Consider the following 19655-nt stretch of genomic DNA (forward strand, 5'->3'; position numbering starts at 1 on the left):
CGCTTTGGGGCAGCGCGGCCTTCCCCCGGCCGCCGCGCCGACCACCGGGAGGTGCGCCGGGCGGAAGGGTCATATGAGCCCGTTGCGCAGCGCGTAGCCCACGGCGTGGGCGCGGTTGCGCAGTTGGAGGCGCGTGGTGATCTCGTGCAGGACGTTCTTCACGGTCCGCTCGGAGTACGAGGTCTTGCGGGCGATCTCCGCGGTGTCCAGGCCCTCCGAGACGAGGCGCAGCATCTCCGCCTCGCGGGCCGTGAGGGTGGAGAGGGACAGGGCGCCGGGGTCGAGGGCCGAGCGGCGGAGGCTGCCGACGTGACCGAGTAATTCGCCGAGCAGGTCGCCGGGGAGCACGCCCTCGCCGTTGGCCACCGCGAGGACCAGGTGGACGAGCTGGTCCTGGTCGGCCTCGGAGCGGCGCAGCACCGCCGACACGCCGCACTCGATGACGCGCTGGAGCCCGCCGACGCCGAGCGTGCCGATGACGAGGCCCGCGCGGGTGGCGCCGTTGTACCGCAGCCGGGACAGCAGGGCGGTCACGTCGTCGTCGAGGCCGTCCACGACGACCAGGGAGACCTGGGCGCTCTCCGCGTCCGCGTCGTCGACCAGTTCGGCCTCGGGGCGCTGGCGCAGTTGCTGGACGACGCCGACCCTCAGGACGGGGTCGGCGGCGTAGACGGCCACGGTCACCCGGGGCGGACGGCCGGGACCGGAGGCGCGGTGGACCGGGTGGCCCCGGACGGCGTCGTGTGCCGTGCCGGCAGCCGTGACCGGGCCTTTCTCCTCCGTACGAAGCATGGGACACCTGTTTTCGTGAGTCGGTGGGGGGTAGGGAAACACGGCGCGAGACGACCACGGGCCGGCTGCGCGCGGAAGGCGGCTCTCCAGGCTAGGAATCTATTGTTACCGGAGAGTTGACTTGTGCTTGCCGGGCAGCGTCGCTGCCCGGACATTGCCCTCCCGTGCCTCGTGCCGGTCTCGCGCGGCTCCTACGGTGGGGCGGGTGACGCCTTCCGCAGCCCCCTCCGGTCCCGGTGCGCCCGGCCTCGACATCCCGGCCGTGTCGGTGACGCCGGGTGACATCGCCACCACCACCCTGACCGTCCGCAACGACAGCGACATCGTCGAGGCGTACGACCTGAAGGTCGTCGGTGACGGTGCCGAATGGACCACCGTGGAGCCCGAACGGGTCTCCCTCTATCCGGGCACCTCCGAGACGGTGACGCTCCGTCTGGCGCCGCCGCGCTCGCCGGAGGTCCGGGCGGGCGAGATGCCGCTCGGCGTACGGATCCTGCCGACCGAGCACCCCGAGTCGGTCAGGGTCCTCGAAACCGTCGTCCTGATCGGCGGGTTCCACGAGCTGCGGACCGAGCTGTCGCCGCGCCGCCGGCGCGGCTGGCTCCGCGGCCGCTACCTGCTGGCCGTCCGCAACCAGGGCAACACCCCGGTACGGGTCGGCTTCACGCCCGGACAGGCCGGCGAGGAGCTCGGGTTCGCCTTCGCACCGGCGGAACTGGCTCTGGAGCCCGGCGAGTCGAAGGAGCTCCGGCTGCGGGTCCGCACCTCCAGCCCGGTGTGGTTCGGCGACCCCGTGGTGTGGCCGTTCACCGTGGACGCCCGCGAGACCGGCGAACGGACGGAGACGGAGAACCGTCCCGAGGAGCCCCCCGCCGGGTCCACGCTGGACGCGGAGTTCGTCCAGATACCGATCTTCCCGAAGTGGCTGCTCATCCTGCTCGCCGCGCTGCTCGCGCTGCTGATCGCCTGGTTCACCCTGGTCCGGCCGGCCGTGCGCAGCGCCGCCAAGGAGGCGGCCACCGCGGCGGTCCAGCCCCGCCCCGTGCCGTCCGAGGGCAGTACGGACGGAGCGTCCTCCGGCACCGGCGAGACCGGCCGCCCGTCCGGCGGCAGCAGCCAGAAGCCGGGGACGGGAGCCGGACCGGGCGGCGGGGACGGCGGTGCGACCGGCGGCGGAGGCTCGACGGGCGGCACCGGGACCGGTACCGGGGCCGGCCAGCAGAGCTCGGCCACCATCGACCTGAAGACGGGCGGCGGGCAGAGCAGGACCGGGACGTACACCGTGCCCGAGAAGACCGTCTTCGGGATCACGGACATTGTGGTCGCGAACTTCCAGGGCGACGAAGGGGTGATGACGATCACCTTCGGCGACCGGAAGATCACCACGATCGCGCTGGAGACCTTCCGCAACCAGGACTACCACTGGGTGACCCCCATCAGGATCGGCGCGAAGGACACCGTGACCATCGACGTGACCTGCGCGAAGCCCGGCACGCCCGCGACGGGACAGCAGGCGCGGGAGTGCCACGAGGTCGTCAACGTGAGCGGTGCGCTCAGCAGCACCGAATGAATCGGACGTTACCTGTCCGCTTCATTATCGGTCGCCGTCGATCGCAGATGTAAAGATCGGCTTTCCTTTCGGCTTGAAATCGCCAGACCAGGTCTCGAAACGAGCACCGGCCCCCACGAACCCGAAGGTTCGTGGGGGCCGGTGTGCGTGTGCGCTCAGCCGTCCAGCCGCCCGCCCTTGACCGCCGCGACGAAGGAGGCCCAGCCCCCTGCCGGGAACACGAGGGCGGGGCCGTGCGGGGTCTTGCTGTCGCGCACGGGGACGACGAGGGGGGCGAAGTCGTCGGAGACCTCGACGCACGCACCGCCGTCCGGGTTGCTGTAGCTGCTCTTGCGCCAGGCTACGTCGCTCAGATCGATGGGTCGCACGGCACTTCCTCCAACATGCGCAGGATGAACTTCCGCGACTCAGCGGGGGACAGGGCCATGTCGCGCACCACATCATAGGCACGCTGCATGCGCTCGATCATCGTGCTTTCTTCGATGAGCTCGCCGCTGTGGGCATTCTCCGTGTAAGCCACCGGACGACCGTTCATGAGACGCAGAAACCACGTCTCCGTGCCGACCAGTCCGTGTACTCCCGCGCTTTGCAGAAGGACGTGCACAGTGATGTTCTGCTGCTCGGACATCTCCAGCAGGTAATCCAACTGCGCGCGCCACCCCTGCCCGTCTTGCACCGGTGTACGCAAAGCCGCCTCCGACAGGATGGTCCGGAACGGTGGCGCGTCCTCTCCCTCCAGCAGCGCCTTCCGACCCATCCGCGCCTCGATCTGCTGCTCCAGCTCCTTGCCCTTGTAACCGCCCGCGGCCAGCAGTTCCCGCGCGTACTCCGGTGTCTGCAACAGTCCCGGCAGCGCGCTCACTCCGAAGTGCCACAGGCACACCGCCTCGGACTCCAGCGTCATGTACCGCCGGTACCGCTCCTTGAACTGCGACTTGTCCCCCGCCGCCAGCTCCCACAGCGCCAGCAACAGCCCTGGCGTCTCGTAGAACGTGTCCAGGCCCTGGACGACGTCCGGACTGCCCAGCGTCTCGCCCTTCTCCATCTTCCCGAACAGGGACCAGTCCCAGCCGACCCGTTCGCCGAGCTGCCGCAGGCTCAGCTTGCGACCGGTGCGGAGTATCCGCAGCTCCTCCGCGAACCGCTGGCGCGGCTCCTGGCTCCGGCCGCTGACCACTCGTCGCTGCGGCATGGGGCTCCCCTCCGAACGGTTCGTACCGATGGGCGGCGTGGAAGATGTGGAACCGGCGTCGTACGCCGCGGAAGTACTCCCGCGTCCACACCCGGCCCACCCGCGTCCGGGCACATCCTCGTCACACCTGGACTACGCAGCGTAATCCAGCGCACGTCAACGGGTCCGTGAAACGGCGGAACCGACCCACGAGGAGTGAACCCATGACGCCCACCCCGCGCGAACCGAAGACCACGCCCAAGATCCAGGAGGCCCTGGACGCACGGGACGCCCTCGCCGCCGCCCTCTCTCAGGCCGGGGTCCAGCTCCCCGCCATGGACATCCGCAGCCCGTGGCCGGACGAGCGCGAGGGCGAGACCTCCTACGCCCTCGTCCACCTCGGCGTCTGCTCCGCACCCGTCGCCCACGCGCTCGCCGAGGTGATCCTGAACGGGCTCGCACGGTGACGGGCGAGGACCGCGGCCTCCCCCGCGTCGGCGCGGTCGTCCTCGACACCACCCGCAACCTCGTGGGCCGTGTCACGGGGGCGGACGGCCCGCGTCTCCGGCTCCGCCCGCTCGCCGGCGGCGTCCCGTGGGACGTCGCCCCGGCGGACCTCCACCCCCTCACCGGCGCGGAGTTGCTGAGCGCCCTCGTCGCCGAGGCCAACGCCCGCAGTCGGCGCGGCCGGTGCGGTCGCTGATCCGGGCATAAGACGTCGTTTCTGTTGGTGGAGGGGAACTGGGCATCATGGGCGTCAACGGGATCCGATGACGAGAGGACGGGTGCAGCAAAGTGTCTGGGGGCGTGCAAACGGCTTTGACCGAGCTGTGGCAGCAGCACTGGCCCAACTGCCCTCCGGTCGGGTACAAGCTCCGCGACCCGTACCGGGATCTCTGGGTGCGCTTCCACAGCCTGCCGAAGTCGAAGCGATACGCAGAGGGCGAGAACGAATACGCTGTCGTCCTGGAGCGGTACAACACCGTCCTGGACGAGTTGTTCGCCGGTGGGGATGTCTACGTGATCACCCCGGTTTGGACGACCGAAGCCGAGGTTCCACCGTTCCAGCCACACGGTAGCTACTGGCAGACCCTGCTGGTCGAGGACGATCCAGACCCGGAGTTCCGTACCTACTGCCACCTCTTCGCCACTCGCCGATCCTGGCGATACGGCTGCCTCGACGAGCTGCTTCGTGACATCGCTGGCGAAAAAATGGCGGGACTCCTCATCACTGACACCCAGATACGACGTATCCACCACCCCTACGACGGCGGCGCCGATGTGTTCCTCACCACGCCCGGGGAGCGGGATCGGATGCGCGATCGGCACGCCGACTGGCTTTCCAGCCACCCGTCAGGTCTCTAACGGGACGGGCAGACCACCCCGCCCGTGTCGCCTGATTCAGGTGTCTATCAACGGCCTGCTGCGGCCTGAAAGCGGGTCAGCCGGATGACGAAGTATCCCGCCGCTCCTGCTGCGAGCACGTTCAGGGCGTCGCCTGCTATTCCTAGGGTTATGGCGTCCCGTACCTCTGCGAGGTCGCTGGCCCGGTCGTGGCGGAGGCCGGAGTACCAGCGGAGCAGGAGCGAGCTGGCGAAGGTGCCCCACCAGAGGTTCACCGGCCAGAAAGAGGCGCTCGAGCCCGTATTGCGGCTGGAGTTCCGCTGGCAGGCAGTCCACATCTCGACGGCGATCCGGTACGGCATCCACAGGAACGCTCCGGGAATGAACCAAGCCCCGATGGCCCAGCCGGCGCCTCGGCTGAAGCCGTGTGGTGCCAGCACTTCGGTGGCCCGTCGCGTCTGGTGGAACCAGGTGATGAAGACTGCGGCACAGAGCGTCATCCCCAGGACGTAGAACCGGTCCACTGTCGCGAACAGTGCGTTTGCTGCATTCAGTTCGCCCTGTCGTGCAAACAGGAAGCCGCCTTCCCCCTGGATCGAAGAGCGGGCCCGGAAGCCGGCGTACACGGCGAACAGATCACACGCGGCGACTGCCGCGAGCAGTACGCACACCATGATGAGCAAGGCGCGCCTGGGGCCGGGCGCCCGGGCGGGCAGAGCGGGACGCGGGCGCAAGAAACCAAGAGAGGAAGAGGACATGGCGGTATGGCCCTCCACGAGCATGGAACAGGAATGTGCCCGCAGACTGCGTGCAGGGGGAAGCTACGCCACGGATGGCCCAACCGTCCATGGAAGAGAGCTACGCCAGGTACGAGCGCAGAGCATCCCGATTGTCATACGACAGACCGCTCCCAGCTTCGCGCGCAAGCCAAGCATGAGACCAGGGGTCAGCCTCGGCTTCGCTCCTGACTCCGTGCCGTCGCTTACCTGCCTGTTGGTCGGCGCCGCAGTGTCGCGGTCGCAGTCGGCGGCCACCCGCGCCTGTTCTGGGAGACGTGGGGAGGAGTGTGCAGCGTTCGATATCGGGCGCCACCCCGTCGGCCGTCCGGTTCTGTCATCCTAAGCCCCAGTTTGAACCGTCCATTCTCTGCGGCTGCTGGGGCATCCCCGGTCATCCAATCGCCCTGACGCAGACCTGTGGCCTTCTGCGCAGCGGAACATGACAGATAGTTCCCTCAAAGACGAAGCACTTCAGTGATCCCCGTCACACCAAATCAGGATGTGTGTCCGATTTGCTCGCGCTGGACGGGAGTGATGTCGGATCTGCGCCCCGGTAAGGCTCGTTTGCGCAGGTTGAAGGCGTTGACGGCCCAGCTTCCAAGCCGTTGGATCCCTGACACCGGGAGATCACATAAATTTCTTGATCTTCACTTCGTGTGCATGCGATCTGCATGTCATGTCAGGCCGTGCGCATGTGGCGTCCGGTGGAGCTACGGGTGGGGAATGAACGTGAGACTAAGGCGTGCTCGGCATGCCCGCAGAAGAGAGCGTGCTCTTGCCCTGGCGGCCGCATGCGCACTGCTGGCAGGCGTTGTGCCGGCGTGGGCGGCAGGTTCTGCGGCCGCGGATGAAGTTCCCGCGACTGCTGTGACGGAGTCCGAGCGGGCACTCGAAGAAGCCGCTAGCACCGGTAACCGAGTCGAGGTGGTGGAGGAACGGACAGAGCGGGAGACTGTGTTCGCCAACCCTGATGGCGCCACCTTCACTCTGGAGAAGTCGATCGCTCCGGTCCGGGTGGATACCGGGAACGGCTGGGTAGCACCGGACGCGACGCTGGTACGCCGCCAGGATGGTTCGATCGGCCCGAAGGCCGCCGCCGTAGACCTGTCGTTCTCCGCCGGGGGTGAGGGCGGGAACCTGGTGTCGATCGGGCAGGACGGCCAGTCGGTGTCGATGGGCTGGCCCGGCCGGCTGCCCGAGCCCCGCCTCGAAGGCGAGCGCGCCGTCTACGACAATGTCCTACCGGATGTGAATCTGATCCTGACGGCCACGACCGAGGGCTTCCGTCAGGTGCTCGAAGTCGAGACTCCCCAGGCCGCGGCTCTGCCGGAACTGAAGGCGATCGAGTACGGCCTGAAGGCCGATGGGCTGCACCTGCGTGAGGGCGCGGTGGGCAGCGTGGAAGCACTGGACGGCAACGGCCAGGTGGTCTTCCGCTCCCCGACCGCCCGGATGTGGAACTCCGCCGGCAGCGATGGCACGACACAGGCGACCACAGGAACGAGCGCGCAAAGCGCCGGCTTCCGTGCTGTTCCAGGAATGACCGGGGAGAGCTCTACAGCACAGGGCGGGATACCGGAACTGGTAGCTCCTTCGCAGGAGGGTGATCCGCTGGCCGGACCCGGAGCGGGTGATGACTCTGCGGTGATGAATGTCGAGCTGAAGCCGGGCTCTTTGAGAGTCGTACCCAACACCGGTCTCATCGCGGCCACCGAAGCGAAGGACTTCCCGCTCTACATCGACCCCTCGGTGGAGCTGAACGAGGCAGAGCGCACGGTCCTGTCCTCGGACGGTGATGTCTTCTACAACTTCTCCGGTGGCGACAACGGCATGAGCGTCGGCAAGTGCGGCATCGGCGTCATCAACGGTGTGTCGTACTACTGCGGTCCGGGCCACATCAACCGCATGTACTTCGAGTTCGTGCCCACCAAGCTCACGGGCAAGCACATCCTGGATGCCACCTTCGCGGTGACCGAGACGTGGTCGTTCTCCTGCAGCCCTCAATGGGTGGATCTCAAGCGCACTGACCCCATCTCCCAGTCCTCGAAGTGGCCCGGCCCGACTGCCCGGGACCACATGGGCGACCGCTACGTCTCGGCGGGCCGTGGAACAGCATGCTCGCCTTCCCAGCCGCGCGCGGCGATCGAGTTCAACGACAACCCCGGCGAGGTTGACGAGAACCTCACCGAGACCGTCCGCTCGTTCGCCGACGGCAAGCTGAGCCTTCTGACGCTGAGACTGTCGGCGCAGGACGAGACGGCCACCGAATCCTGGAAGCGCTTCGACGACGACGCCGTCATCAGGGTCACCTACATGAGCAAGCCGGCCACACCCGGCGAGTACGGCTTTCTCTCATCAGGTTCGGAAACAGGATCCGCTCATATCTGCAGCAAGTCCGAGTCGGCGCCGACCACGATCTCCGACCCCACTCCAACGCTGGCGGCCACCCCGCGTGTGATGACGGGTGGCGACAGAGCTGCCCTGCTGCGGGTGTACTACGACGTCGACGGCAAGAACTCGGACGGCACATGGTTCGATGCGCCGGAGCCGACGACCGGTTCCGTGGCCCCGACCACGAACGACGTCCCCTATAACGTCCTCAAGAAGGACTGGGACAACCAGAAAATGGACTGGAATGTTCCTCTCAAGGAAGGGACGCTCTACCGTTACCACGCCTTCACTCAGTCGTTCCCCGACACCTCCTACACCGGAGCACATAGCAGTAGCGCCACGCCCTGGTGCTACTTCAAGGTAGACCCCACAGCTCCCAAGCCCCCCGTCGTGAAGTTCACCTCGGTGTACTCCGAGTGCCTTACGGGCGGTTCGTGCACGCCCGCGGGCGCTCCCAGCATGGAAGGCAAGGTCACCTTCACTCCCGCCCCGGGCGATGTAAACACCCACTACCAATACAAGCTGTCCACGGACACAAGCTGGAGCGGGTGGAAGGCCGCCACTTCCGGCTCGTACACCGCCACCATCGACCCACCACTGTCCGGCACATTCATCTTGAACGTCTCGGCCAAAGACGCGCAGGGACGTACCGGTGAGAGAGCGGTCAAGTTCCTGGTGAAGGAGGGGAGCGGGCACATCGGCCGCTGGAGCTTCGACGAAGCGTCCGGCGTCGCGATGGACAGCTCCACCCAGGACCTCACCCTGCGAAACAACCTCACGCTCACCGCTTCCGGCGCCATACGCACCGACCACGGCCGTCGCGGTCAGCTCGCAACAGCCGAAGGCGAGAAGATTCAGGACAAGGCCATAGCCCTGACCACTGCCGCCTATGGAGCCGCCTCGACCACCAAGCAGGTGGTCGAGACCCTGTCGGCCTACACCGTGACGGCATGGGCCCGGATCGACGCCGCCGGCTCTCTCAATGCCACCGTCGTGGGGCAGAACGGAAACCGGCACAGCGCCTTCTATCTGGGCTACTGCGCCAATGTACAGACCTGGTGCGTACGCCTGCCCGAAGCGGACTCCGACTCGGCCTCCCTCGCCTCCCAGCGGATCGACGCGCAGAAGTCACCGCAGCCCGGCGCCTGGACACACCTGGGCCTCGTCGTGGACCCGAGCCCGGCCAAGAAGAAGATCTCCCTTTACGTCAACGGCGTCCTGCAGGGAACCAAGACCCTCACCACCGGCGTATGGGCCTCTACCGGCGGACTGCAGGTCGGACGGGCCAAGTACGCCGGCGCCTACGGTGACTACTTCCCCGGCGAAATCGACGAAGTCGCCATCTGGCAGCGCGCGCTGACAGACCAGTCCATGAAGGAAGAAGCCGGGAACAAGGACGCGAACAACCAGGGCTACGTCGAGCTCGTCGCCCAATACAACCCGAATGCCGCAACCAGCTCCGCCCTTCAGGACAGCAGCGGCTACGGCAATACCCTGACGATGGCTTCTGGCGCTTCGCTGACCGATGAGCACCTCGTTCTGGACGGCACGGACGACTCCGCCTCGACGGCACGCCCCCTGGTGGACGACACCGGCTCGTTCAGCGTGACCGCCGCAGTGGATGTGGATGCAGAAAAGCTGGTCTCCATGGCTGACGGCTCCCGTGTGCAGGTCCTGGGCCAGCACAACCAGACGGGGCCCTCCTGGGGCATCTGGTTCGAAAAGGCCCGCATGGTCGACGACTACGACCGTCATCCGGACGGCACGATCAAACGTGACGAGGAAGGCAACCCGATCACGAAGAAGGTCGTGGCCGGGCGTTGGAAGTTCGGCCGTTGGTCTTCCAACGCCACCAGCCTGGTGGAGAGCATGGAACTTCGCGACCCCGAAGGCCCGGTACGCCTGACCGGAGTGTTCGACGCCGCCTCGCAGACGATCACCCTCTATACCGGCACGACCGAAGAGGGCAGCCTGACGGCCTACCAGGCTCAGACCGGATCCGGCTTCACCGTCGGAAGGGAACGGATCGCCAGCGCCTGGGGAAGCTACCTGCCCGGCAAGATCAGCGACATCCGCGTATGGGCCGGTGCAATGAGCAACGCCAACCAGGTGGACCAGGTCGTCGGCCCCTAACCCCGACAGCGGTTCTCTCTTTCGGCCCACCGCGGCCCAGGGGCGGGGAGCACTCAAGCGCTCCCCGCCCCAGCTTGCGGCCGGCCTTCCGGGCCGGCATCCCGGCCCCCTCATACCTGTACCAAGATCAGAAGGAGTCTTCTCGTCGTGTCCAGACGCTCACGTCTGCGTAGACGCCAAGGTGCCGTGATCGGCGCACTGGCATTGGCATTGTCGATACCCACACCCCTGGTGCCCCTGGCAAGAGCCGCCGAGCTCCCCGGACGCCCAGAAGTTCCCGCCTCCACCCCGGTGAAGGTGCATGCCGTCACCGAACCGGGCGCGAAGAAGGAACGGGCCAAGGTCGCTCAGGAGCGAGCCGCCAACCGGCAGATGGCCATCCACGCCGAGCAGGAGCGGGCCCGCAGCAACTGGCCCAAAGCCCAGATCCTCACCGGCCGCCTCGCCTCCACGCCCACCGACACACCGCTGGTGAAGCTGCGGGAAGCGGAGAGGAAGGGAGAAGCCCGGCTCACCCAGCCCTCCGCGTCCGGCGCATCCACGGTGAAGGTGCTCGACCAGAAAGCAGCCCGCGCGGCCGGTGTGACCGGCGTGCTGTTCACCGTGGCAGCCCAGCACCAGGGCGCTGCCGAGGTCGAGGTCGACTACAGCAGTTTCGCCTCCGCGATCGGCGGCGCCTGGGCCACCCGCCTCGGCCTGGTATCGCTTCCCGTCTGTGCGCTGACCACCCCCCAAAAAGCCGAGTGCCGGAAAACCACACCGGTCGCCTCCGAGAACAACGCCCGGCAGCAGACGGTCACCGCCAGCCAGGTACGGCTCGACACCGCTCCACAGGTGATGGCTCTGGCCGCCACGACGACCGGCGGCTCGGACAAGGGCTCAGGTGACTACACGGCGACCCCGCTGTCGAGTTCATCCTCCTGGGAAGCCGGCGGCTCCTCCGGCTCCTTCACCTGGTCCTATCCCATCTCCGTCCCCCCAGCGGCCGCCGGCCCCGCCCCCTCCCTGGGCATCTCCTACGACTCCGGCAGCGTCGACGGCCGCACGGCGAACACCAACAACCAGGGCTCCCTGGTCGGTGAGGGCTTCGACCTGACCTCCTCCTACATCGAGCGCAAGTACGGCTCATGTGACGACGACGGTCAGACCGGCAAGCACGACCAGTGCTGGAAGTACGAAAACGCCTCCCTCGTCCTCAACGGCAAGGCCACCGAACTCGTCAAGGACGACACCAGCAACCACTGGCGGCTGAAGAACGACGACGCCTCCATCGTCACCCACGCCACCGGCGCCGACAACGGCGACCAGGGCGACGACAACATCGACGGCGCCGGCGAGTACTGGAAGGTCGTCACCGGCAACGGCACCACCTACACCTTCGGACTGAACAAGCTCAACGGCGCCGGAACCGAGCGCACCAACTCGGTCTGGACCGTCCCGGTCTTCGGCGACGACTCCGGCGAGCCCGGCTACTCCACCGGCACCACCTTCTCCGGCCGGGCCAAGCAGCAGGCATGGCGCTGGAACCTCGACCTGGTCGAAGACATCCACGGCAACGCCTCCACCTACTGGTACACCGCCGAAACCAACCACTACGCCAAGAACGGCGACAAGACCGCCCTCGCCGAGTACAACCGCGGCGGCTACCTCGACGAGATCCGCTACGGCCAGCGCTCCGACACCCTCTTCACCGCAACCCCCTCCGGCAAGGTGACCTTCACCTACAAGGAGCGCTGCAAGGACAACGGCGGAGGCTGCGACACACTGACCGAGGACACGGCCGACAACTGGCCCGATGTCCCCTTCGACTCCATCTGCGCCTCCACCAAGACGGACTGCAAGGCCCTCGGCCCGGCCTTCTTCACCCGGAAGATCCTCACCACCATCAACACCCACGTCTGGTCCAGGGCCGCCGAACCCGACGCCTACAAACCGGTCGACACCTACGCCCTGACCCAGGACATCTTCGACGGCCAGGACATCGGCAACAGCTCCGACCAGGTATGGACCCTGACCGGACTGAAGCGGACCGGCAAGAACGGCACCGCCATCGATCTGCCGACCATCGGCTTCACCTACCAGCAGCGCGCCAACCGCGTCGACGTGCCCGGTGACGACATCGTGCCGCTGACCCGGCCGCGGATATCCAGCATCATCTCCGAGACCGGAGCGATCACCAGCGTCGCCCTCTCCGAACCCGAGTGCGTCCGCGGCGCGAAGATGCCCGCAGCCGAAGACAACAACAACCTCTCCTGCTACCCGGTGTACTGGCCGGTCAACGGCGGCGACCCCCAGCTCGACTGGTTCAACAAGTACCGGGTCATCGCGGTCAGCACCGCCGACACCGGCGGCGCCAACCTGACCGTCGAAAACGCCTACACCTACGAAAACCCGGCCTGGCGCTACAACGACGACCCCTTCACCAAGGAAAAGCAACGCACCTGGTCCTCCTGGCGCGGCTACCAGAAGGTGACCGTACAGACCGGATCAGTCGGCAACACCCGCTCCAAGACCACCAGCCTGTACATGCAAGGCATGCACGGCGACCGGCGCCTGGCGAAAGACGCAGACGGCAAACCGCTGACCAAGAGCGTCACCGTCCCCGGCATCGACATCGACAACATCGCGGGCAACACCGGCGACGAAGTCACCATCGGCGACATCACCGACAGCGAACAGTACGCAGGCCAGCTACGCCAGCAGATCACCTACAACGGCACCCTTGCCGTCGGCAACAAGGTCAACGACCTCTGGTACAAGCAGACCGCCAGCCAGCAAAAGTCCTACGCCCACACCACCGCCGGCTACGTCCGCACCGCACGGACCTACACCAACACCTACCTGACTGCCGCAAAGAAGTGGCGCACCACAGCCGTCAGCACCACCTACGACGGCTACGGCATGGTCATCCGCACGGACAACCACGGCGACTGGTCGGCAACCGGCGACGAGACCTGCACCCGCACCTGGTACGCACGTAACGACGCCAAGGGCCTCACCAGCCTTGTCTCCCGCAACCGGACCATAGGACAGGCCTGCTCGGTCACCGACGGCCAGCTGAAGATGCCCACCGGCATCACCCACAAGTACACACCCGCCGAGGCCCCGGACCAGCGCGGTGACGTCCTGTCCGACACCGCCACCGTCTACGACAACACCGCCGCCACCGGCTGGCTCGCAGCCCAGACCCCGACACTCGGCCTGCCCACCTGGACCGGCCGCGCCAACGGATACCCGACCGCAGTCGCCGGCAGCACCGACGACCGCCACCCCACCGCCTGGCAGACCCTGACCAAAATCACCTACGACAGCGCCACCGCCAAACTCGGCCGCCCCCTCACCGTGACCAACGCCGCCGGCAAGGTCACCACCACGGCCTACTACCCGGCAGCCGCGGGCCCGGTCACCTCCATGGTCCTCACCACGCCGAAGCTCGCCAACGGCCAAGCCCACGAATCCCTCACCTACTACGACCCCGCACGCGGCTCGGTGACCTACACTCTGGACGCCAACCTCAAGCGCACCGACAACACCTACGACGCGCTTGGCCGTCTCACCGCGACCTGGGCACCAAACCGCTCCAAGTCCGGCGGCGACACCGCCACCGCCACCTTCGACTACGGCATCAACCAGACCAAGGCCCCCTCCTGGACCTCGGTCTCCACCCTCAAGGCCGACGGCCGAAGCTACAACACCAGCTACACCCTGGTGGACTCCCTGCTCCGCCCCCTCCAGACCCAGACCCCCGCCCCCAACGGCGGCCGCATCCTGACCGACACCCGCTACAACGACCGCGGCCTGGCCTACGAGACCTACGCCGACATCTTCGACTCCACCACCGCACCCACCAGCACCTACAGCCGCGCCGCATACGGTGGCGCGCCCCAGCAGTACAGCGTGGAGTTCGACGGACTCAACCGCCAGGTCAAGTCCACGTTCCTGGTCAAGGGCGTACAGAAGTTCGCCCCGGTCCTCACCACCTACACCGGTGACTCAGTGGCTACTACAGCTCAGCAGGGTGGCACCGCCACCCGCGTCATCACCGACGTCCTGGGCCGCACGGTCGAGACCCGCACCTACGCCGGCACCCAGCCCGACGACACCGCCTATGGCGCGACCCTCGGCGCCTCCTACACCTCCGTCAAGTACGGCTACCTCCGCGACGGCAAGCAGAAGCAGACCACCGGGCCCGACAACGCCAAGTGGTCCTACACCTACGACCTCTACGGCCGCCAGGACACCGCGACCGACCCCGACAAGGGCACATCCAGCACGTCCTACACCGATCTCGACCAGATCCAGACAGCCAAGGACGCGGAACAGCGGGTCCTCGTCTACGGCTACGACGAACTCGGCCGTAAGACCGGCCTGTGGCAAAACAGCGCGACCAATGCCAACCGTCTGGCCGAATGGACCTACGACTCGCTCCTCAAGGGCCTGCCCGACGCCTCCATCCGCTACACCGGAGGCAAGGGCCAGACCGGCAGCAAGACCTACACCAAACAGGTCACCGCCTATGACTCCATGAGCCGGCCGACCACCACCACCCTGACCCTCCCGGCCGACGACCCGCTCGTCACCTCAGGAGCCGTCACCGCCACTACCACGGCCAAGGCCAGCTACCGCCTCGACGGAACGATCGGCAGCACCACCGAACCGGCAGGCGGCGGCCTCACCAGCGAGATCATCAGCACCAGCTACAACCCCTACGGCCTGCCCATCGGCCTCTCCGGAACCTCCGGTTACCTCCTCGGCGCCTCCTACACCGACCTGGGCCAAATCCAGCAGCTCACCCTGGGAACCTCCACCACCAACGGCACCAAGAAAGTCTTCCTCAGCAACTTCTACGAAGAGGGCACCGGCCGCCTCACCGGCGCCGACGTAGATGACCAGACCCGCGGCGCTGTACGCGACACCGCCTATACCTACGACCCCACCGGCAACGTCACCTCGATCTTCGACCACGCCAACACCGGCAACGGCGCCGACTTCCAGTGCTTCACCTACGACGGCCAACGCCGCATGACCGAAGCCTGGACCCCGAAAACCGCCAACTGCGCCACCACCGACCGCACTATCACCAACCTCGGCGGAGCCGCCCCCTACTGGACCTCCTACACCTACAACACCGCAGGCCAGCGAGCCACCGAAAAACAGAACACCGCTACCCCCGTCACCCGCACCTACTGCTACAACACTCCCCGCACGCACGCGCTGAAGGCCACCACCACCGACGGCAACTGCACCGATGAAACCGCCCGCTACACCTACGACGCCACCGGCAATACCATCACCCGCGTCGAAACAGTCGGCAGCACCACCACCCAGTCCCTGAACTGGTCGGCCGAAGGCAAGCTCACCAAGCTCACTGAAGGCACCGCCACCACCGACTACCTCTACGACGCCGACGGCGAGCTCCTCATCCGCCGTGCTTCTGGCACTACAGGCGAGACTGTCCTTTACCTCGGCGCCACCGAGGTCCACCTCAAGGACACCAAGAAATGGGCCAACCGCTACTACAGCGTGGCCAGTTCCGTCATCTCTCTACGCACCAACGAAACCGGTACCGAAAAACTCCACTTCCTCGCCGCCGACCACCATGGCACCGCCAACCTCTCCCTCACCGCGGATACGACACAAATCCTGACCAAGCGCTACACCACCCCCTTCGGCGCCACCCGCGGTACCACCAACGGCACGTGGCCAGACGATAAGAACTTCCTCGGTAAGACCGCTGATGCAGGCACCAATCTCACTCATATCGGTGCTCGCGAATACGACTCCGCCTTGGGACAGTTCATCAGCATCGATCCAATTCTTTCGACAGACCAACATCAGTCACTCAACGGGTACAGCTATGCCAATAACAATCCTTCCAGCATCTCTGATCCGACCGGCCTCCGAACAGACGACGGACCCTCGGACCCGAATCGTGACTACTGCTATATCAATGATTGCGGAAGTGGCGACGCAATTGATTCCGGAATGGGTGGAGCGGGAAACAGAAACGGAGGTGGAGGTGGAGGTGGAACTAGTGGATCCAGCAGTGGGGCCGGGTCAGGTGGCACCGTAGCCACCACCAGTGCAGGAGGAACGTCAAGGAGGTTCACCAAGGTATACGGTAGTTCCACAATTCTCGACCAGGTCGTCTACGGAACCATCAAAAACGCCGCCGATTTTGCATCCCTCTTCGGTGCTGTATTTGGCGATGACGACTGCTGGGGGAATGGCAGCTCGGGAGAAAGCGGAGCTGGAGCACCCGGCTGCGACTACGGTAGCAACTACGACCAGTGGATGCGCGAGAACGGTGTCAACACTGAATCTGACTGGTACCAAGTCCCCGGATTCATTGGGGCAATGCTCGCCCATAGAGAAGCAGCCGGCGGAGGTGTCGGCTTGCGCGGAGCCCTGCCGAAGATTGGTGGCCAGTGTTTCCTCGCCGGAACGCTCGTTCTCATGGCCGACGGCACTACAAAGGAAATTCAAGATATTGAAGTCGGCGATAAGGTTCTAGCGACCGAACCCGAAACGGGAGAATCCGGTGCACGGCCCGTTACCCAACTGATCCGCACCGAGGAGACCAAGCACCTCAACACGTTGTCCATCGAAACCCCGGATGGCACTAAGAACCTCACGGCCACAGCAGAGCATCCCTTCTGGTCGCCCTCTCAGGGTACCTGGGTCGCCGCCAAGGACCTAAAGCCTGGCATGACCTTGCTGACAGACAAGGGCAACACTGTCGCCGTTAAGGGGAATGGCACCTCCGTAAGGCATGTAAAGACGTACAACTTCACCGTCGCCGACCTCCACACGTACTATGTGCTTGCTGGAGAAACGCCAATCTTGGTGCACAATAAGTGCATCCTTCCAAGTGGGGGTGGAACTGTATTTTCCCATTTCACTGACGCGAAGGGCGTGCAAGGAATTGCCGGGATAGATGTGAGTAAAATGGAAGTAGGCGAAACAATCCCGGTGCAGAGGTTGCAGTTCGGGCAAGGAGAAAACGAATTCATGACTCGAACCAAGGGTGATATGTTTGTCACGGACCTGGGCAGAGATGCTACGCCAGGGCAACTCGGCAGAAGTGGAGTGTTCGGGGAAAGGCAGAACTACGTGATTCAATTCAGTCAAGAGGCGGCTTTCCATCACGATGTGAGACCGGCGATGAACCCGTACTACCCTTCTAGTTACTCGTTCCCTGGTGGAACTACTTTCGGCGGGGACCATACATACACAGTGACAAGGGTGCGGTAAATGGAGCTGTCGATGCGACTTAAGAAGGCACTAGATGCCCTTGAATCATCGGATCTCGAGTCTCGTGTTCGGGCGGTGGACGATCTCGCAGTCTGCTCCTCGGAAATTTTCGAGCGTGTAGCTGTAGCGTTCAAGTCCGAACGAGAAGCGCCCCATCTGATTGCCGAGCGAATGGGTCGGTTCGGGTCGCTCATGATTCCCCAGCTCGAGCGCGTATACCGCGAGGCCGACGAGGGCGGCTTCAAGCTCATGGCAGCTTCGGCGCTACTCCATATGGGGAGCGAGGTCGGTATCCCGTCACTCATGGCGGCAGTCGTGGCAGGAGATCCGCACCTTTGTATGGCTGCCATGTCGCTTGCCGCAGCTGGAGTTTCCGAGGCGGCCACACCTATCGAGAAGTGCCTCATCGAGTGTGAGCTCTCGGACGTCAAAACTCTGGAATGCCTCACCTCCTCTCTTCGGCTGCTAGATCATCCGATTTCAGAAGAAACTCGAATCCACCTTGCTAGGGTCGAACCTAAGTGGCTGCGAGATTCTTTGACTTCCTGGTGAAGCCTGAGATTCGGTTGCAGTATCAGGCAATCCCGATTATCCAATGGAAGGCCTACCTGTAAGCGGTTGGGTCTTCCAGTGAGCCTCTTTCATCCTATGCTGAAGGGTGAAATGGGCGGGTAAGCGGGTGTGGCGACGAGATAGGGCCCCTGGTCGTTGGTGTGATGATTCCACTCATCACACCAACGATCGAAGGGGCCCTAGAGGTTTCCATATCCTGCCATGCCCTAAGTTCCGCCCGAGCTGATTGAGCATGTTTCCTGACTGCTCCACGAGCGCCGTCGAGTTTGCAACACCCGTTGGCGCAGGCTCGGCTCTTTCAAGCAGGCTCTACTCACACTGCTCCATCTGTGGAAGAGCGAGACGTTCTCGCAGCTCGGAGCGGGTTCTAGGATATCGCAGACGCTGCCTGGCGCTACGTCGACGAGATGCTGAATGAACCGTTCTGACTCTCCTGCCGGTGTTTTGCTGGCCGGTGATCAGTCGGCTTGTGGTTCTGTGTCAGCGTAGTGGGCTGCCTCGAACTCGGTGGGGCTAATCATGCCCAGACTTGAGGGCAGATGGCGGTTGTTGTACCACTCAACCCAGGCAGCGGTGGCGTACTCGACATCGGAGGCGGTTCTCCAGGGGCCGTCGTGGAAGACGCTGGTACGGATGCACTCGGACTTGTGTAGAGGCTGTTGATGGTCTCCATCAGAGCGTTGTCGTAGGCGTCACCGACGCTCCTGACCGAGGGGCTGATGCCCTCGAACCGGAGATGTTCAGTGAGTTCTTTCAGAGTGGCCACTGAGTTCTTTCAGAGTGGCCACTGATCGAGTGACCCAGGCCGAGTCAGGATGAGGACCGCAACGCACAGGGCTCCCGTGCCGTTGAGGGAGGTGTTCGAAGTCTCAACCCATCGGCACAGGAGCCCTGTTGGTTCCCCATCCTGCCGCACTCGACCTGCCGCATGCTCCGGTCGAGTGGGTATCTATGCTCACCGTCACCCGTGAGGGTGACCGCCGCTGCAAGCTTCCGCCCCACCAGCGTGCCCTCGTCGGCCTGGTCTACCTCCGCCGCCACGACACGCTCACGCAGATCGCCGCAGGCTTCGGCATATCCGTCGGCACCGCCCACGCCTACGTCACAGCAGTCGTCCGGCACCTGTCCGGCCGGGCACCGGGCCTCCTGTGGGTCCTGCGCGAGGCCGATCCGGACTACGTCCTGCTCGACGGGACGCTCGCCGAGTGCGACCGCGTCGGCGAAAGCCGGGCCGACTTCTCGCAGAAGCACCGCCGTCATGGCGTGAACGTGCAGGTCGTGGCCGATCCCGCCGGCAAGCTGCTGTGGATCTCGCCCGCGCTGCCCGGCCGCACCCACGACCTGACCGCGGCCCGCACCCACCGCATCATCCGGATCTGCGAACGCCAAGGCGTCCCCGTCCTCGCCGACCGCGCCTACATCGGCGCCGGCCCCTGGGTAACCGCACCCATCAGACGGCTCCCGAACCGGGACCTCACCACAACCCAGAAGACGATCAACCGAGCCCTGTCAGCGGCGCGGGCACCGGTCAAACGAAGCATCGCAAGGCTGAAGACCTGGCACATCTTCCGCAGAGCCCGCTGCAGCCCCAACCGCATGACCGCGATCGCCGCAGCCATCCTCACCCTGGAGCGTCAACGCTGAAAAT

At 65.4% G+C, this 19655-nt stretch carries 12 protein-coding genes and 2 pseudogenes; 9 read left to right on the plus strand and 5 right to left on the minus strand.

What is annotated here, in order from left to right:
* Positions 1 to 69: 69 nt before the first annotated feature.
* Positions 70 to 792: a LuxR C-terminal-related transcriptional regulator gene (locus ACFYNX_RS29345; protein WP_365541750.1), complete on the minus strand. Its 723-nt coding sequence runs from the start codon at positions 790 to 792 to the stop codon at positions 70 to 72.
* Between the two features lie 205 nt (positions 793 to 997).
* Here ACFYNX_RS29345 and ACFYNX_RS29350 point away from each other — a divergent pair, with 205 nt between their 5' ends.
* Positions 998 to 2362 (plus strand): hydrolytic protein, encoded by a 1365-nt coding sequence (locus tag ACFYNX_RS29350; protein ID WP_388665647.1) that lies wholly within the window; start codon positions 998 to 1000, stop codon positions 2360 to 2362.
* 155 nt (positions 2363 to 2517) lie between these two features.
* Here the strand turns inward: ACFYNX_RS29350 and ACFYNX_RS29355 are convergent, their stop codons facing one another.
* Both ACFYNX_RS29355 and ACFYNX_RS29360 read right to left on the minus strand, forming a co-directional pair.
* Positions 2518 to 2730: a DUF397 domain-containing protein gene (locus tag ACFYNX_RS29355; RefSeq protein WP_365541754.1), complete on the minus strand. Its 213-nt coding sequence runs from the start codon at positions 2728 to 2730 to the stop codon at positions 2518 to 2520.
* Positions 2712 to 3554, minus strand: coding sequence for a helix-turn-helix transcriptional regulator (locus ACFYNX_RS29360; RefSeq protein ID WP_365541756.1), 843 nt, complete (start codon positions 3552 to 3554; stop codon positions 2712 to 2714). Before ACFYNX_RS29360 ends, ACFYNX_RS29355 begins: the two co-directional genes overlap by 19 nt.
* 203 nt (positions 3555 to 3757) lie before the next feature.
* On the opposite strand from ACFYNX_RS29360, the gene ACFYNX_RS29365 reads away from it, so the two are divergent.
* The 3 genes from ACFYNX_RS29365 to ACFYNX_RS29375 all read left to right on the plus strand — a co-directional run bounded on the left by ACFYNX_RS29365 (position 3758) and on the right by ACFYNX_RS29375 (position 4898).
* A complete protein-coding gene (locus ACFYNX_RS29365) occupies positions 3758 to 4000 on the plus strand; it encodes a hypothetical protein (protein WP_388665650.1) in 243 nt (80 codons plus the stop codon).
* Positions 3997 to 4236 (plus strand): hypothetical protein, encoded by a 240-nt coding sequence (locus ACFYNX_RS29370; RefSeq protein WP_388665652.1) that lies wholly within the window; start codon positions 3997 to 3999, stop codon positions 4234 to 4236. The genes ACFYNX_RS29365 and ACFYNX_RS29370 overlap by 4 nt, the downstream gene beginning before the upstream one ends.
* A gap of 104 nt (positions 4237 to 4340) precedes the next feature.
* Entirely contained in the window at positions 4341 to 4898 is a 558-nt protein-coding gene (locus tag ACFYNX_RS29375; RefSeq protein WP_388665654.1) for a hypothetical protein, read from the plus strand.
* A 47-nt stretch (positions 4899 to 4945) separates the two neighbouring features.
* Here the strand turns inward: ACFYNX_RS29375 and ACFYNX_RS29380 are convergent, their stop codons facing one another.
* The gene (locus ACFYNX_RS29380) at positions 4946 to 5551 is read right to left on the minus strand and encodes a DUF4328 domain-containing protein (protein ID WP_388665848.1); all 606 of its coding nucleotides are present in this window, start codon (positions 5549 to 5551) and stop codon (positions 4946 to 4948) included.
* Positions 5552 to 6523: 972 nt separating this feature from the next.
* Between ACFYNX_RS29380 and ACFYNX_RS29385 the strand changes: the two genes are divergently transcribed.
* From ACFYNX_RS29385 to ACFYNX_RS29400, 4 genes and pseudogenes are all read left to right on the plus strand, one after another.
* On the plus strand, positions 6524 to 10180 hold the full coding sequence (locus ACFYNX_RS29385; RefSeq protein ID WP_388665657.1) for a LamG domain-containing protein: 3657 nt from the start codon (positions 6524 to 6526) through the stop codon (positions 10178 to 10180).
* A gap of 372 nt (positions 10181 to 10552) precedes the next feature.
* Positions 10553 to 17434, plus strand: coding sequence for a polymorphic toxin-type HINT domain-containing protein (locus tag ACFYNX_RS29390; protein ID WP_388665850.1), 6882 nt, complete (start codon positions 10553 to 10555; stop codon positions 17432 to 17434).
* Entirely contained in the window at positions 17435 to 17986 is a 552-nt protein-coding gene (locus ACFYNX_RS29395) for a hypothetical protein (protein WP_388665659.1), read from the plus strand.
* Between the two features lie 161 nt (positions 17987 to 18147).
* A pseudogene (locus tag ACFYNX_RS29400) lies at positions 18148 to 18423 on the plus strand (transposase family protein); the annotation flags it as partial.
* Positions 18424 to 18465: 42 nt separating this feature from the next.
* Here ACFYNX_RS29400 and ACFYNX_RS29405 read toward each other — a convergent pair.
* Positions 18466 to 18755: pseudogene (locus tag ACFYNX_RS29405) on the minus strand (integrase core domain-containing protein); the annotation flags it as partial.
* A gap of 146 nt (positions 18756 to 18901) precedes the next feature.
* On the opposite strand from ACFYNX_RS29405, the gene ACFYNX_RS29410 reads away from it, so the two are divergent.
* Positions 18902 to 19651: a transposase family protein gene (locus ACFYNX_RS29410; RefSeq protein WP_388665661.1), complete on the plus strand. Its 750-nt coding sequence runs from the start codon at positions 18902 to 18904 to the stop codon at positions 19649 to 19651.
* Positions 19652 to 19655: the final 4 nt, after the last annotated feature.

It is taken from the genome of Streptomyces sp. NPDC007872, assembly GCF_042868165.1.
Lineage (GTDB): Bacteria > Actinomycetota > Actinomycetes > Streptomycetales > Streptomycetaceae > Streptomyces.